The sequence below is a fragment of the uncultured Arcticibacterium sp. genome, assembly GCF_964021845.1.
GTDB lineage: Bacteria > Bacteroidota > Bacteroidia > Cytophagales > Spirosomataceae > Arcticibacterium.
Map to the genome: position 1 here is coordinate 459060 of NZ_CAXHZC010000003.1, position 15436 is coordinate 474495.

Here is a 15436-nt window from a genome sequence, read left to right on the forward strand (position 1 = left end):
TTTTTGTTTTTACTTCTCACAAAAAAATATAAATCAAATACTTTTCTTAAGTCAGAAAAACAAAAAGTTCTCTAGAGCCATGAGCTCCTACCACTAAAGATTGCTCTATGTCGGCCGTTTTGGATGGGCCTGAAATAAATGTACCAAAACCCGAAGCTCCACTATCTAGCTTTTCGTAGGCTTGCTGCATCAAAGGAACAATGCTCTCTTTTTTGACAATAATGCCTAAACGTTGACAAATAAAAGGGCCTACTCGCTGTCCCATTTGTTCATCGGCCATCCAGATGGCTCCGTTTTCTGCTACACCAAGCGTTCCTTCAAATAGGGCAAACTCTACATTTTCTAAGCTATGTGGGTCTTCACTTTGCCAAATATCACTGTATGGAAATCCATCAATTTTAACGTTGGAAATAATTCTTTTCCCCTCAAATTTCTCTGCTACAAAGCTGGCAACTTCCGTTAAAGAATTTACCTCAATAACCTCGGTATAAAGTTCTCCTAAAGTCGTTTTGAATTTTTCGACCGGGTCGCCAATGTATTCCACATCAAATTTTGGCAAAGCAACTTGCTCTTGATTTGCGGTTTGGCTCTTAAGTCTTTCTAATATGTCGGCTCTGCTGCTCATCTGTTTTTCTTATACCAATCTTTAAAACTTTCGGTGTCCATATCTGGCATTTCTCTGCTTTTATACCATGGGTTTAATGGATTATTGACCGCATAAGGCAATAGAGATACTGCTTTCTTACCTATTTTTCCGCCAATGTCGTACACCTTTGGGTTTGACAAAACGAAATTCATCACTTTCAATCCTATCTTCTTGCTTGACTCCACATGTCCAGCTTTTCCAATGACCTGTCGCCACTCATAAAGCTGCTCATGAATATTAATTTTGACTGGACAAACATTGCTGCAAGCTCCACATAAAGTAGAGGCAAATGGTAAGTCAGAGTATTCTTTGAGGTTAGTGTTTGGTGCCAAAATAGAACCAATAGGCCCTGGTACAGTCACATGATATGAGTGCCCGCCGCTTCTTCTGTAAACCGGACAAGTGTTCATACAGGCTGCACATCTAATGCACTTTAGGCCATTCTTAAACTTAGGCAACTGTATATGTCTGCTTCGGCCGTTATCTACCAGAACCAAGTGCATTTCTTGTCCTTTTCTTGGCTTTTTGAAATGACTAGAATATGCAGTAATGGGCTGCCCTGTGCTACTTCTAGCCAATAAGCGAAGCATTACACTCAAATGCTCTCTTTTAGGAATTATCTTCTCTAAACCCATACAGGAAATTTGAACAGGTGCTAAATGTGCCCCCATGTCTGCATTTCCTTCATTGGTGCATACCACGTATTCGCCTGTTTCGGCTATCGCAAAATTTACCCCTGTAAGAGCGGCGTCTGCCGTCAAAAAGTCCTGGCGTAAACTTTCTCTGGCTGCTCCGGCCAAATATTTTGGGTCAAAGTTTCCTTTTTCTGTACCCCAAGACTCGTGAAAAGTATCGCTAATCTCTTCTCTTTTCAGGTGAATGGCCGGCATTACAATATGACTAGGGTGCTCCTCTCTCAACTGGATAATCCTTTCGCCTAAGTCGGTATCTATAACCTCTATGCCGTTTTTTTCTAAATGTGGATTTAAGCCACATTCTTCCGTGAGCATAGATTTACTCTTGACTATTTTTTTGACATTATGCTTTGCCAAAATTCCATGAACTATGGCGTTGTGCTCTTGTGCATCAGCTGCCCAGTGAACTTGAATGCCGTTCTTGATGGCATTTTGCTCAAATTCTATCAGTAAATCATGAAGATTATCAAGCACATAGTCTTTGATATTTGAGCCAGTTTCTCTCAGTAATTCCCAGTCGGGAATTCCAAAGGCGGCTACATCTCGTTTTTTACGAACACCCCATATTGACTTATTATGCCAATCGGTTCTGTCGGTATCGTTGGTTAGTTTTTCTGCTAAATCAGCGTGCTTACCTTCACTCATGATGCTAAACCATTTAAAATTTCAGCAATGTGAATTACCTTAATATTTGATTTTTTTCTTTTCAAAATCCCATCAATGTGCATCAAACAAGACATATCCGCACTAGTGATATAATCTACCTCATCCGCTTCAAACTCGGCTGCTTTGTCCTGACCCATTTTAGCTGACACAGCTTCTTCACTCACACAGAACGTTCCTCCAAAACCGCAGCACTCGTCTATCTTTTCTGGATAGGAAAGCTCTAGGCCACCTACCATTTTTAATAGCGGCTCTAGTTTAGAAAAAGGCTCAGCCACGAGTTCTGAACTTTTTGCTAATTCTAATCCACGAAGGCCATGGCAGCTTTGATGCAAGCCAACCTTGTATGGGAAATTTGACGTAAGGTTTTCTACTTTTAATACATCTGTTAAAAACTCGCAGAGTTCGTAAACCTTCGTTTGTGTACCTAAAACATGTTCTTTTAAATGCAATGTGCAGCTTCCAGAAGGACAAACCACATAGTCGGCATCTCCAAAAAGGTTTTGATTAAGTCCGTCTAGCTTTTTGGTCAAATGCTGAAAACCCGAATTAGCCATTGGCTGACCACAACAAGTTTGACTTTGATGAAACTCCACCTCACAGCCAAACTTCTCTAGGAGGTTTAAGGTAGCTATTCCAGTTTTGGGATATAACTGGTCAATATAACAAGGTACAAAAAGAGATACTTTCAAGATTTCCTACTGGATTATTAACAAATGAATAGCATAGTTACATCATAGATGGATGCGGTGCAAGCCTTAAGAGGTTTTAACAGCAAGTTCGTAACCTATACTGTGCTTGTTGGAAATAGAAATATTTGGGTCTTTAGCCAGCTTTTTACGGAGTTTTGAAATGTACATATCCAAACTCCGGCCTACTATAACGCCTTCGTCTTCCCAAACTTCTTTTTGAATACGATTCCGCTCTATCAGTTGATTTGGGCTGTCTGCCAAAATGCTCAGAATTTGGGTTTCTTTGTAAGTAAGTTTGATTTTTTGCTCCTCTATTTGCAGGCATTGATTGGCCATGTCAAATTCATATTTGCCTATTTTTAATAAGTTATTCGAAGGTTTTAGTTTCCGTTTTTTGAAAATTAAGAAGAGCGTTAAGCAAGCGATAATGAATAATAGAACATAAGCAATGGTCCAATCCCTTTTCGCTTCTTGGTCAAAACTTATTTCAATGAAATAACAAGCTTTAGCAAGCTCCCTATCTTTACATGGAACCAGCTCTTTTTGGCCTTTCTGAAGAATGGCGTAGGAAAACAAGGTCTCCTGAATCAGGCACTCTTTGACACTAACTATGTATGACGTTTGCAATTCATTGTCATCCAGCTGTCTTTTTACAATGTTGACCAGAGAGTCAGGATTTAAAGAAATCGGGCCATTAAATCTTATTTGGTATTGCGTATCAGTAAGTTTTTTGACAGGTAAAACACGTGTGGTGCTGTCGGAGTTTTGTAGCAAAACCTGATAACCTATCATTCGCATGACCACTTCTGTTTTAGCCTCATCAAAGGATGCCTGCTGTGCAGAAGGTGTCATAGTAAATAGGCCTATAAAAAGAAGAACATAGAAGAGACGAATCATTGCTTAAAGGTAAACTTTTGCACGGCTAGAACATTTAGTAAAAGCCCTTTTTACACTTTTTTACATATCTTTTTACAGTGTCATTTATCTTTAGGGTGATTAGCTCAGGTACTTTTATCAAAAAAAGCGAATGAATAAATTTATGAAAGTAGGGGCTTCGATGTTGGTTTTTCTCTCAATTTCAATAGCCTCAAGTGCACAAGATTGGGACTCTATAATTAAAGGCGATAAGGCTTGGCTTATTGAAAGAGATAATGAAACAGAGCGGAATGAGCTAGGAAAGGACGAGCCATTTTACGCCGACCCAATAATTATAGATGGGAAGCCTTTTGATTATAATAATTTCAACCTTCGCACCACAGGTCAATTATCTGTGGTACGAGGGGACCCATATTCTAAGGAAAGAACCAAAATTCCTTTTGAGATTAGTCTAAGAAGAAATGGCGTAATAGTTTACCCTTCTCCCGTGCCTGTTTTTTACAAACAGTTTTATTCTATTGAGATTTCGGAGGTGTTTAAATATGCCCAAGTAAATGACCATCTGATTATAAGACCTGTCAAAAAGGAACATTATAAAGCCAAGAGAATATTGAATTTGATTCCCTGATTTATTCCTTCAAATGTTCTACTGGGTTTAGGCGTAAGGCTTTGCTGATTTGAAAAATGGCAAGTGTTATAATGATGCTCAAAAAACAAATCACCACAAAAACAAAACTCATCGTGGGCATTGAAATGCGGAAGGCATAGTTCTGAAGCCAGTCTCTTAAAACATAATATGTAAAAGGAAGAGCCAGCGATAATGCCACCAAAAGAATAAAGACAAACTCTTTTATTAGTAGCCAGTTGACAGAGACATAATTTGCTCCCAATACCCTTCTGAGGCTTAACTCTTTTAGTCTTTTTGAAACGTTCAAAGAGAGTGTGCCCAAAACTCCGAGACTAACTAAAATTAGAGCCAAAAGTGTGGCTAGTCGTGAAGCCTTTTTTAAGCGAATTTCTGAACCATAAAGATTGGCCAAATTCGTTTCTTGTGTTTGATAAATAAAGGGTGAGTTGGGGAAAACCTGTTGCCATTTGGCTTCAATACTTTTTTTAGCTTCGCCAAAATCAGATTCAGATAAACGTAAAGAAAGGTATCTGTAGATGTTGGAATTATTGATGTTCATAAACACCAACGGACCTATCTCTTGATGAAAACTAGCGAAGTGAAAATCAGAAAGTACGCCAATAATTTGAAAATCGCCTTGATAAGTCTCTAAATAAACGGTTTGATTAATAGCATCTTCTGGCGTAGTAAATCCTACGTTTTTAACCGCTGTTTCATTCAAAATGATTTGATTATTGGGTTCGCTTCCTGCTTTATGGAATCTACCGGCCAAAAGCTTTAAATTATAAGTATCTGCATAAGCTTCATCTGTTTGTAAAGATTCAGCAAATACTTGTGAGGATTGGTTGCTGTTAGTTTTCTTAATTGCGGTTCTCATACCAACCTTTCCGTCAGGAATTTCATAAGAAATGCTTCCTTTTTCCACCTCTGGTAAAGTTTCAAAGTCGGCTCTAATGGTTTTCATTTTAGAAATACCTTTTGGCGACCAATCTCTCGGAAGGGTTAAATAGACCATCTGCTGCTGGCTAAACCCGAGGTCTTTTTCAAAGAAGTAATTTATTTGCTTGTCAACCACCAAAGCTCCAAAACCTACAAAAAGTGCCATAGCAAACTGAACCCCGATAAGGAAACGCCTCAGATTTGTTTGTCCTGAAATACTCTGGAACCGGTTTTTGACAGCCAAAACCACATGTAGTTTAGAAATAATCAAAGCAGGAAAAAGAGTAGCCAACACACCAATGAGTAAACTAAAAAGAAAGGCTATTCCGAAAAAAGCAGCATTGATTTCAAATAGCGAAACCAAGGGTTTTCCTAATACCTCAGAATAATAGTTTTTCCCAGATTGATAAATAATTAGACCGATTATAAAAGCTATAAACGAGAGTAAACAACTTTCTAAAAGCAGCTGAAAGACCAATTGCTTTCTGTTGCTGCCTAGTGTTTTTCTGATGCCAATTTCCTTTAATCTGTTGGAAGATGCCCCTAGCGAAATGTTGATGAAATTTATGATTCCAATTAGTAGCATCACCAGAGCTATGGCGAGCAGAGTGTTAATGTTTTTCTGAACAAAACCATTTTTATCTGTCAGATACAGCGTTTTATAATCTGCTAGTTTGATGCTTAAATTCTCTGAAATATCAGCAGGCGTATTTGTGCTTAACAAGTCCTCTATTGGCTTTTCTAATTGTGCAGGAGAAATACCCTTGGCAAGTTCAATGTTATTGACAGCAAACAAGTTTTGCCATTGATTAATGCTTTCATATCTGCCAAAATAACGCAAACTTTCTTTTGACATTAAAACTGGAAGCTCATCATTTATCAACTGCAAAACCGAATTATATGGAGCTTTGGCCAAAACGCCGGAAATTCTAAAAGGTCTTCTTTCGCCACTGAAAGACTCAACTTCAAGTGTTTGGTTTAGCACCTCTGTTTTGCCAAAATACTTTAAAGCCATTTTCTCAGAAATCACCATGCTGTATGGGTTGTCAAGAGCTGTCTTAGCACTTCCTTGGCTTAATTTTAAGCCATACATTTCTAGAATGTTATCGCCTAATTGAACAGATTCTGTATAGACAATATCTTCGTTTTGAAAAGTAACGCCTATGCCATCATAAGTATAAGCATTGGCCACCAGATGTGGATATTGACTCTTCAATGCTTCCGCTAAGGGGGCAGGAGTTACAAAATCAGGCGACCTTCCCTCTTGCTTCCATTCACTCTTTAAAAGGAACTGGCGGTCAATGTTTTTTAAGTGTTGATTGACTTGCAATTCAGACCAAGCATAGCTGCCAATAATGAAAGAAAACGCCAAACCTACAGAAGGACCTGTAAGCATCATTAATGAAAAAGAGCGTTTTCTAATTAGGTTTCGCCAGGCTGTTTTAAGGTAGTTTTTGAGCATAATTAAAAGTAAAAAGCCAAGAGAATAATCCCTTGACTTTTAACGTTTTTAACTTTTCTTATAGAGCTGCCCTAAGGAGCCGCTTGACCATATCTAGGTATAAGTTTTTTGCCTTTAAGGTGCTATATGGTGGTGAATTAGTAAAAACAATGGCGGCTGTTTTTGTACTGGGATCAAAACTAATTACTGTGGCTACACCAGGGTCTCCGCCTGTATGCGAAGCTAGTCTTGGCATAAAGCGATAATAAATAAAACTTTCCATTTCGTCATAATTCCATGATATCGCCTGATGTTTATGAACTGCTGGGAATTGAACTTTCAAAAAGTCTTTTACGGTTTCTTGTTTAAGAAACTGCTGTCCATTTGCTATTCCTTCATTTAAAAAGATTTCAAGAAACTTCGCATAGTCAACCACCGTAGTTCTCAACTGACCGTCAGGAAAATCAGGGTAACCATAATGAGGATACATCTTAGTTTCAGATTTTTTTGATATTTCATGTGGTTTAGCAATATTATCATGAGGAATATCTCGTAGAAACCAATATGAATCATTCATCCCCAGTAAGGGAAAAAAATCTTCAGCCATATAGGTTTCAAAGGGTTTTTCGGTAATCTCTTGAATTAAAAAACCAATGATAACATAGCCCATATTGCAATAATCCCAATAACTGCCCGGTTTCTTTACATGAAAATTGGTTTCTCTGTTATAATATGTACCGTTCTCTAGAAAATATCCCGGCACAAAATCTTTCAATTCAATAGGTGAATCTCCACCATCTTCTAAGGTATAAAGGGGGTCTAACGTATCCCAATCGTCCTTTAAAGAAGAGGTATGAGTCAGTAGCATTCGAGCACTAATGGTTTCATTTGGAAAATTCGGGTTACGAATTTTGAAGGGTAAGTAATTATTAATGTCTGCATCTAAATCAATAAGTCCTAAATCGGCTAACCTCATTAGAGCTGTTGCCGTGACTGGCTTAGAGCTAGAAGCTATCATAAACAATGTTTTATCGTTTACCGCTTCATTGGTTTCTATGTTTTTTATACCGTAACTTTTGTTCCAAGCTAATTCTCCATTTTTCATGTATGCGGCTTGCATACCTATAATTTCGGAGGCGTGCATTTTTTTTTCAAGGTATTGGCTTAGAGCCTCGTCACCAGGTTTTGGATTTATTTTATTACAACCAGTGAAAAGGAAAAGTATAATAGCAGGAATGATAAATGGGTTTTTCATAAGTATGATGTTTTTAGTAAGACATCTTAATATGAAAAACCCACTATGCCATTGAGCAAATTATTTTAAAAGGTAGGAGTTTGTGTGCGGTTCTTTAAAAAGACCAGTCTCCATTTTCATAGAACTTCAAAATCTTTTCTTGCAGCAGAAAAGCATATTTGGCCTGCACCAAATTAGAATTTGCTCTATCAAAATTGGTCTTTGCCAAAATGAACTCAATAGAATTCACTGTTCCTGCATTTATTTGAGCCTGAATGGCGTCCATATTTTCTTGATTTATGGCTACCTGGGAGAGCGTATTATTATACCTTTCTGACGCTAGCTCATAGTTTTGAATGGCCGTTTGAACAGCCTGATTGACCTGAAGCTTGGTTGATGCCAAATTATTTTGAGCTATTCTTTTCTGAATAGAAGCAGACTGAACCCTTGGATTAGCTTGCAGCCTACCCAAAATTGGTATACTCAGAGCTAATGAGAAAGAAGCATTTCTAGAGCCGTTTATTTGTTCAAAAAACTCTTGTTCAGGGTTAGAAGAAGCAAAAAACGTGTTCCAATCTGCAAAGAAACTCAGACTCGGAAGTTTACTACTTTTAATTGCTCTTATTCTGCTATCAAAACTTCTGATTTGATAATCAGCCGCCTTTACTTCTGGGAGGTTTTCTATAGCGTTCTCGGCTAATTCGTTCCCATATCTTTTAGCGAATATCTCCGCATCTAAAGATTCAAATTGTGTGTTGTCCGGAAGCTGTGCATTTAACAATTGAAACAAGGCTAAGCGAGCAGCTCTTAAATTTCCAGAGGCGGTGATTTCTGAAAATTGGTCGTTAGCCACCTGCGTTTTGATTTGTAATTCCTCCGTTTTTCCTAGAACACCTGCATTTACTCGTTTGCTTATTTGGTCTAGTTGAGTTTCTGAAGTAAGCACTTGGTTTTGAGCAATTGTATAAAGCTCCTGACTTGCCAATACATTCAAATACGCCTGAATAATTCTGATAGTAAGCTGGTTTTGCGTAGACGCCAAATTTAGTTTTTCCGACTCTACCAATAATTGATTTTGCTGAATGGTACTCTGAATTCTGAAACCTTGAAAAATGGGTTGACTCAAACTTGCCTGAGCGTAAGTACTGTTGTAAACATCATTAATGTAGTTATTAGTAAACCTATCAATACTCCTACCGGTGTTGGTACTTTGATAAACGTCAATGCTCATAGACGGATAACGAAGGCTTTTGGCCTCGCCCAAGCTAGCAGTAGCCGCTTCGGCATTCAAAACTCCCGCCTGATAATCTGGATGGTTTTTTAAGCCTAGCTCAATGCACTCCTTTAAGGAAACACTTTGGGCATTTGCCAAACAAAGGGCAAAGGAGAAAAAGAGTGTTATATAAAATTTCATATTTCTAATCTGTGAACTGTTCATTAATCTACCCAGCCGTCTTTGAGCCTGATGATTCTATTACCGTATTCTGCGTTTTTTTCTGAGTGTGTTACTTGAATTATTGTGACGCCATCTTTTTCATTTAGCTCCTTAAAAACCTTCATGATGTCGTCGGCTTGCTCAGAGTGTAAGTTTCCAGTAGGCTCATCCGCAAAAATTACTTTTGGCTCTGTTACCAATGCTCTAGCTACACCCACTAACTGCTGCTGCCCACCCGATAACTGACTAGGAAAAAGGTCTTTTTTAGCTACAATATTAAAACGGTCTAGAATGTCTGCCACCTTGCTTTTACGCTCTGCACCAGAGATTCCTTTATAAAGTAATGGCGTTTCGATGTTCTCATAAACGGTTAGTTCGTCTATCAGATGGTATGCTTGAAAAACAAAGCCAATGGCGTTTCTGTGGAGTTCTGTTCTACGTTTTTCGTTCAATTTCTGAACGGGCGTATCCATAAAAAGGTATTCACCCTCTGAGGCTTCTTCTAAAAGACCTAAGATGTGAAGTAAGGTAGATTTCCCCGAACCTGATGGTCCCATAATGGAAACAAACTCACCTTCTTTTACGTCAATATTGATATTACGAAGCACGTATGTCTTACCAAAACCCGCTGGGTAATATTTAGATATGTTATTTAGTTTTATCATAAATTTTAAGCTCTGAGCCTTTGGCAATTAGCCGTGGGCTTATAGATGGATATTAATTATTCCTGAATATCCGAAATAAAAACAATGTTATACTTTTTCATAATTTGTGTTGGAGAATGACCGCAAGGCTTTTCTCTTGGCATACTAATCTTCTTAAATAATGCCAATATATATAATTCGCTTGTATTTAGATGATTGCCTTGATTTGGCTAAAAAAAACTGTCCGAAAGCGAACGCTCTCGTTCGATGATGGACAAGAGAACATGGAAAAAGCATTAATTTCGAATTTAACATCAAGAACTAACAAATGCCGCAAAAAATAATCATTGACACAGACCCAGGAGTAGACGACGCCATGGCTATACAGTTTGCCCTAAACTCACCAGAATTGGAGGTGCTTGGGCTAACTACCATCTACGGTAATGTGAGTTTGGAACTGACCACTGCCAATGCCTTAACGCTTTTAGAGGTAGCTGGCAGAACAGATATTCCAGTAGCCATTGGGGCAGCAAAACCTTTGAATAGGCCTTTTGGTGGTGGTGTGGCTTTTGTTCATGGTGATGACGGGCTTGGCAATACTTTTAGGCCAAAGAGTAGTTTGAAAGCCATTGATTTGTCGGCGATAGATTTCATAATTGAACAAGTCAAAAAATACCCGAATGAAATAACTTTAGTGCCTTTGGGGCCATTGACCAATATGGCCTTGGCTTTGCAAAAAGCTCCTGAAATAGCAGAACTGGTAAAAGAAGTGGTAATTATGGGCGGAAATGCCTTTGTGCCAGGAAATGCTTCTCCTTCTGGCGAAGCCAATATTCTGAATGACCCTGAAGCTGCAGATTTAGTTTTTGGAGCCAACTGGCCAATGACCATGATTGGATTGGATGTAACCGAGTCTACTTTATTAACTAGCAAGGACGCCAAAGAAGTGCGAGCAGCTTCTGATTCGGAATTGAACAAGCTGGTATGTGATGCCTACGTTTTCTATGAAAACTTTAATACCACCAATAACAAAATTGACGGCTCCTTTCTACATGACCCATCTGTTTTAGCCTATTTGGTAAACCCTACTATTTTCTCAGGTGGAAAATACCCGCTAAGAGTTGAAACTCAAGATGGGCTTAGCTTAGGCAAAACGTGGCCTTTTATAGGCGATGATGACGTTTTAACAAGGCCTGCCTCAGCACCATGGCGAGGGAGACCTGCTGTTAATGTTATGCTGGAAGTAGATAATGAGCGACTGGTAAAGCTTGTAATGAGTAGGTTGAGGTAAAATCTTTCTTAATTTTCACATTCAGAGCCAATATTGGCCTGAAATACTACGTCATTTTGAGTTTCAAAACCGGGTGTTAGAAGAACGGAATGCACCGCTTTGTACTCTACCTTTGATGGAGCGTTTATGAAACTTTCTCCTTCAATATACCTCGCCAACTTAGTAGTGCTCGCTGGTACCAAATCCTCTACAATCAAGGTTTTCTTGTCCTGATTTTCATAAGCTCCTATATCTGATTTGTCTGCTACCACGCGTTCCTGATTTGACAAGTCTAAACTTGTGGTGAACTCGTTTGTCCCTTTGTCAATCAATGCAGAACAGTATTTTAGTTGTAAGCCGTCATCGGCCGTACCAAAAATATTATCTGGGCCATCATAATCTGTACTTACAAAAGACGGGGCAACATCAACATTTGCTATTCCAGTTCGTCCTCCCTGAATATTCGAGTAATCTACTTCCATAGAACCTAGCATCTGGTAAATGCCAAAACCTTGATTATCATAGCATATTGAATTGGAGAACTGACCTCCATTACTATGAATAATAGCCCCGTTTATCGCTGCATAATTTTTAGTGATGGTTGAGTTGACATAATTAGGGTCACCCTGGTAATTATATATGGCTCCACCTTTAGTAGAGGCGTTTTCAATAAAGAGTGTATTATAAAGGGTGGTAGGAGTAAAGTTGGTATAAATACCACCGCCATAAGTAAGTGACCTGTTTCCATAAAAAACGCAATTATAAACCGTGGCATAACTGACTTCAATAGTTAAACCGCCCCCTTGAACACCTGAATAGTTTTTAACCATATTGACACCGTCAAGCGTAGGTACTCCCGCATGTAAATAAACACCTCCGCCGCTATTTGATGCGGAATTGTTCTCATAAGTCATGTTTCTACTTACCACACTAGAAGATGCTGAAATCAAACCTCCCCCATTTGATTGGTGTATGTCTTGCCCTTCTACTATGATTCTTCCGCTTCCGTTGGCATTTCCTCCTTTAACTTTTACACCATCTAAGGTGGTGAAAAAATCATCATTAACGGAGAGTACTACGTGGTAAGCATTCTCTTCGTTATTGTTCATTCGTAAGTTGTATAGCTCGCCAGTTACATTATCGTCATTGTTAAAATCACCACTTAAAATAGTTGGATGTAGATTCCAGTTTCTTGAAAAAATGTCGGTCTCGTTACCAGTAAAACCTCCAAATATTTTGAGACCATCATGTAGGTAGAAGGTTTTATCTCTTGGGTCTGTTGGGTTTTCTTCGCCATAAGGACTTTTGCTTGGGGTGTATGTACCTTCTGCTACCCATACATTTACAGGGCATCCTATTTCTAGGGCAGGTTGTAAATCTAGAAATGCGTTTTCCCAATCTCGCCCAGATGCGGTGCCAGGGGTAGCTGATTTATTTACATAGGCGGTGTCTTTCTTTGTGGTGACTAAGGCGTATAAGGCGTTGTCCTCATATTGTAAAACCACGTCTACACAAAAAGAATAAGGTATAGTGACGTTTGCAAACTCCCCTGTATGGCCATTGTATCCCATAATTAAATACTGTCCAGCAGCTGGAATTTCAGGAAACGAAAGATTCAATTTTGCATTTTCAATTTTTGCATTTCCGGTGGTCACTATTTGGTCGGCAAAAGCACCTATTCCACAGTTATAAGTAGCCAAACCCATTTCAAAAGGATAGTCATTTCCTGACCTGTATTTTTTGGTAGTGAAATTAAGACGACTCCCTAAGCTGGGTCCAGGAGCAATTTCGCTGTTTTCAAAATTCGAAAAGGCTCCTGATAGATTTCCACTTCCTCTTAAAGTGCCGTAATTATCTAATGTATTGCTGCTTAGTGTTCCGTAAACGTCGAGCGTCCCCCTATTAATTATCTTTTGAGCAGAGGTTAGTTCGCTTTCTCCATATAAAGTAAGTAGTCCGTCGACTTCGTTAGTAAGCAAGGACGAAGATAATTTTCCAACTACATTTATTATCCCATGATTAGTCAAATTTGAAGAATTAAGATAGCCATTAATGGTCAGTGTGACTCCTTCTGGAATAAGCCATGGAGTCTTAGAAACGAATGCGGGTTCATTGATGGCGATATAGCTGCCAGGTTCTAAATATGCAGAATCTGGCATCGCGGTAGTGCTACTAAACGCAATTAGGCTACCGCCACTTTTGATTTCACAAATACCATTGCCACTGGTTCCAAAGTTCAAATCTCCATAGTTACTAACGACAACTCCATCAGCAATGCTTAGTTTACTAATAATTCTGAGTTCGGCACTTACTGGTACATCAAGGCTTTTATGCAAGGCAAAAGGTTTCATGACCCAAAGTTTTGAGCCAGGAGCGTAAAGTACTGTTCCATTCTCAAAAACATCCGATGAGCCTAAGAGAAAGGTGTCGTAAAGGTTAATTTCGTTGGTATTATTAAAAATCCCACGGTCTTCAAAAGTGCCAAACATGCCTATTCTGCCTAGATTATTTAAGGTGCCTACATTTGTAAAAGCACTGAAGTCATAGAGGATTCCGGTATTATTAAAGATGTTATTGTTCCAAAAAGCAAGTCTATTGCTTAAGTCTCCTGCATTTTCTACTAAACCATCATTATTTGTAGTTCCTGTATTTTCAAAAGCTCCTCCTACCGCAATAGATAATGTGTCCGTTACTGGAATAGTCAATATCCCGTTATTAATAAAACTGGCTCCGTCAGGTATTTCTAGTTTGCTTTGTAAAACATAGTTGCTTCTAACTTCAGTTTCTACGGTACCTCCAGATTCTATTTTTAAATTTTGAATAAATGGTACAACACCAGGAGTGGTGTAAGAGTTGAATTCTGCATTTCCGCCATCGGCTACTCTAATTGAAGTATTATAAATACCTCCAGTAGATACACTTGGACTACTTAATTCAAAGTTGAGTAGCTTTCCTTTGACCACAAAATCGGTAGTTCCCAGTTCTATTTTACCATAGTTAGTCATACTAGCGTTAGCGGGAATCGTGTCATTGGCACCCAGATATAAGGCTGCACCTGGAGAAACAATAACGATACCCTCAGAAGACCAGTCGAAAATTCCATTTGGTAAACTGTGAGCAGGGCCGTTAAATGTAAGGCTACCTGTGCTGCTTAGATTGATTCTGCCTTTATTATCTAAGCCATTGGCATAGTTTAAGATGAGCTTTCTTCCTGCGGTTATGTTGAGAACTCCTGTTGGTGCAATCTCCAAAATAGCCCCAAGGGGCACATTTATCCCAGGCACCTTTACCACACTCGCTATTGTAATTATGGCATCACTTTCCCAGTTATAGTCTGTTGGGTCATATAAGAATGCCCCCTTGAAAATTAAATTTCCGTATGCGTTAATATTTACTTTGCCATGTGTGGCAGAAAAGCCTTCTGTAACTATTAATGCTGTGTTTTCAACAGTAAGCTTACCTCCTGAGTTGATGTTTAAGGTTCCGCCATCTAAATTTAAGAGGCCTCCAGCAGGTACTGAGAATTCTCTGCCTAGAGCTAAAGTTCTGCCTTCATAAACAGAGATGGTACCTCCTAACCAGTTAAAGGTATTTGCCGGAATTTGGCTTTGGTTTGAAAAATAGTTGAAGTTAGAAGTAGCTCTTAATGTGACCGTCCCCGTGCCTTGAATGTTTCCACTATATTGATTTTGAATAAGGCCACCTTCATTATTATTCAGTGTGCCTGCTACGCTAAATTCGTTGACATCATTGTATAGGTTTTTGTAATTATCAAAAAGCCCTGTATCTGCAATTGTGAATGTTTTGGCGTTAAAAACGTCTCCGTAGTTTGTCATCAAGCCTCTCAGAATAAGCCTTGATTGGTTATTAAGTACTCCTGTGGCACCAATGTTTAAAGAGCCGTATTCTTCCACAATTAATAGGGGAGAATTAATAGTTACACCTTCCACAATTGTGGGCGATTGTATCACCAGTCTTCCTTTAATTAATACGGAATTGGTGATTTTAAAACCTGTCTCATTAAGAAGAACCCTATCGCCTTCTTCAATGGTATTCCCCGGTGTGTATGGTAACCAGCATAAGGGATTAGACCATTCAAACTCTCCAATCATTACAGGAACTCCATCAGTTCCAGGGAAAAGAGGAGGGCGGGCAATAAAATCAGTAGCACAAACCTGTACTAAAGAAACCCATACCATAGCCAAGGTCAGTAAGGTCTTCTTTACATACCAAACCTTTATAATAGTTTTTGTAAGCATTTTTAATAGTGGTT

Annotated in this window: 11 protein-coding genes; 2 read left to right on the forward strand and 9 right to left on the reverse strand. The window is 38.8% G+C overall.

Translation table 11 applies throughout. The annotated features are described in order from the left end of the window. Nucleotides 1-46: 46 nt before the first annotated feature. From AADJ06_RS11505 to AADJ06_RS11520, 4 genes are all read right to left on the reverse strand, one after another. Nucleotides 47-625, reverse strand: coding sequence for an LUD domain-containing protein (locus AADJ06_RS11505; protein ID WP_341226596.1), 579 nt, complete (start codon nt 623-625; stop codon nt 47-49). Continuing rightward, the gene (locus AADJ06_RS11510) at nt 622-1986 is read right to left on the reverse strand and encodes a lactate utilization protein B (RefSeq protein ID WP_341226597.1); all 1365 of its coding nucleotides are present in this window, start codon (nt 1984-1986) and stop codon (nt 622-624) included. The genes AADJ06_RS11505 and AADJ06_RS11510 overlap by 4 nt, the downstream gene beginning before the upstream one ends. Beyond that, on the reverse strand, nt 1983-2696 hold the full coding sequence (locus AADJ06_RS11515) for a (Fe-S)-binding protein (RefSeq protein ID WP_341226598.1): 714 nt from the start codon (nt 2694-2696) through the stop codon (nt 1983-1985). Before AADJ06_RS11515 ends, AADJ06_RS11510 begins: the two co-directional genes overlap by 4 nt. 66 nt (nt 2697-2762) lie before the next feature. Beyond that, complete coding sequence (locus tag AADJ06_RS11520) at nt 2763-3593, reverse strand: winged helix-turn-helix domain-containing protein (protein WP_341226599.1); 831 nt, start codon at nt 3591-3593, stop codon at nt 2763-2765. Nucleotides 3594-3723: 130 nt separating this feature from the next. On the opposite strand from AADJ06_RS11520, the gene AADJ06_RS11525 reads away from it, so the two are divergent. Then, nucleotides 3724-4200, forward strand: a complete 477-nt coding sequence (locus AADJ06_RS11525) for a hypothetical protein (protein ID WP_341226600.1) — start codon at nt 3724-3726, stop codon at nt 4198-4200. A 1-nt stretch (nt 4201) separates the two neighbouring features. Here AADJ06_RS11525 and AADJ06_RS11530 read toward each other — a convergent pair whose 3' ends face one another. From AADJ06_RS11530 to AADJ06_RS11545, 4 genes are all read right to left on the reverse strand, one after another. Next, the gene (locus AADJ06_RS11530; protein ID WP_341226601.1) at nt 4202-6601 is read right to left on the reverse strand and encodes an FtsX-like permease family protein; all 2400 of its coding nucleotides are present in this window, start codon (nt 6599-6601) and stop codon (nt 4202-4204) included. Nucleotides 6602-6659: 58 nt separating this feature from the next. Next, a complete protein-coding gene (locus AADJ06_RS11535; RefSeq protein WP_341226602.1) occupies nt 6660-7835 on the reverse strand; it encodes a serine hydrolase domain-containing protein in 1176 nt (391 codons plus the stop codon). A 94-nt stretch (nt 7836-7929) separates the two neighbouring features. Then, the gene (locus tag AADJ06_RS11540) at nt 7930-9228 is read right to left on the reverse strand and encodes a TolC family protein (protein WP_341226603.1); all 1299 of its coding nucleotides are present in this window, start codon (nt 9226-9228) and stop codon (nt 7930-7932) included. Between the two features lie 23 nt (nt 9229-9251). Beyond that, nucleotides 9252-9914, reverse strand: coding sequence for an ABC transporter ATP-binding protein (locus AADJ06_RS11545; protein WP_341226604.1), 663 nt, complete (start codon nt 9912-9914; stop codon nt 9252-9254). A gap of 307 nt (nt 9915-10221) precedes the next feature. Between AADJ06_RS11545 and AADJ06_RS11550 the strand changes: the two genes are divergently transcribed. Next, nucleotides 10222-11184, forward strand: coding sequence for a nucleoside hydrolase (locus AADJ06_RS11550; protein WP_341226605.1), 963 nt, complete (start codon nt 10222-10224; stop codon nt 11182-11184). Between the two features lie 8 nt (nt 11185-11192). Here the strand turns inward: AADJ06_RS11550 and AADJ06_RS11555 are convergent, their stop codons facing one another. After that, entirely contained in the window at nt 11193-15422 is a 4230-nt protein-coding gene (locus AADJ06_RS11555) for a 3-coathanger stack domain-containing protein (protein ID WP_341226606.1), read from the reverse strand. Nucleotides 15423-15436: the final 14 nt, after the last annotated feature.

Coding starts and splice junctions, on each gene's coding strand:
- AADJ06_RS11505 (WP_341226596.1), bottom strand. CDS start 625: ATGAGCAGCAGAGCCGACATATTAGAAAGACTTAAGAGCCAAACCGCA.
- AADJ06_RS11510 (WP_341226597.1), bottom strand. CDS start 1,986: ATGAGTGAAGGTAAGCACGCTGATTTAGCAGAAAAACTAACCAACGAT.
- AADJ06_RS11520 (WP_341226599.1), bottom strand. CDS start 3,593: ATGATTCGTCTCTTCTATGTTCTTCTTTTTATAGGCCTATTTACTATG.
- AADJ06_RS11525 (WP_341226600.1), top strand. CDS start 3,724: ATGAATAAATTTATGAAAGTAGGGGCTTCGATGTTGGTTTTTCTCTCA.
- AADJ06_RS11530 (WP_341226601.1), bottom strand. CDS start 6,601: ATGCTCAAAAACTACCTTAAAACAGCCTGGCGAAACCTAATTAGAAAA.
- AADJ06_RS11535 (WP_341226602.1), bottom strand. CDS start 7,835: ATGAAAAACCCATTTATCATTCCTGCTATTATACTTTTCCTTTTCACT.
- AADJ06_RS11540 (WP_341226603.1), bottom strand. CDS start 9,228: ATGAAATTTTATATAACACTCTTTTTCTCCTTTGCCCTTTGTTTGGCA.
- AADJ06_RS11545 (WP_341226604.1), bottom strand. CDS start 9,914: ATGATAAAACTAAATAACATATCTAAATATTACCCAGCGGGTTTTGGT.
- AADJ06_RS11550 (WP_341226605.1), top strand. CDS start 10,222: ATGCCGCAAAAAATAATCATTGACACAGACCCAGGAGTAGACGACGCC.
- AADJ06_RS11555 (WP_341226606.1), bottom strand. CDS start 15,422: ATGCTTACAAAAACTATTATAAAGGTTTGGTATGTAAAGAAGACCTTA.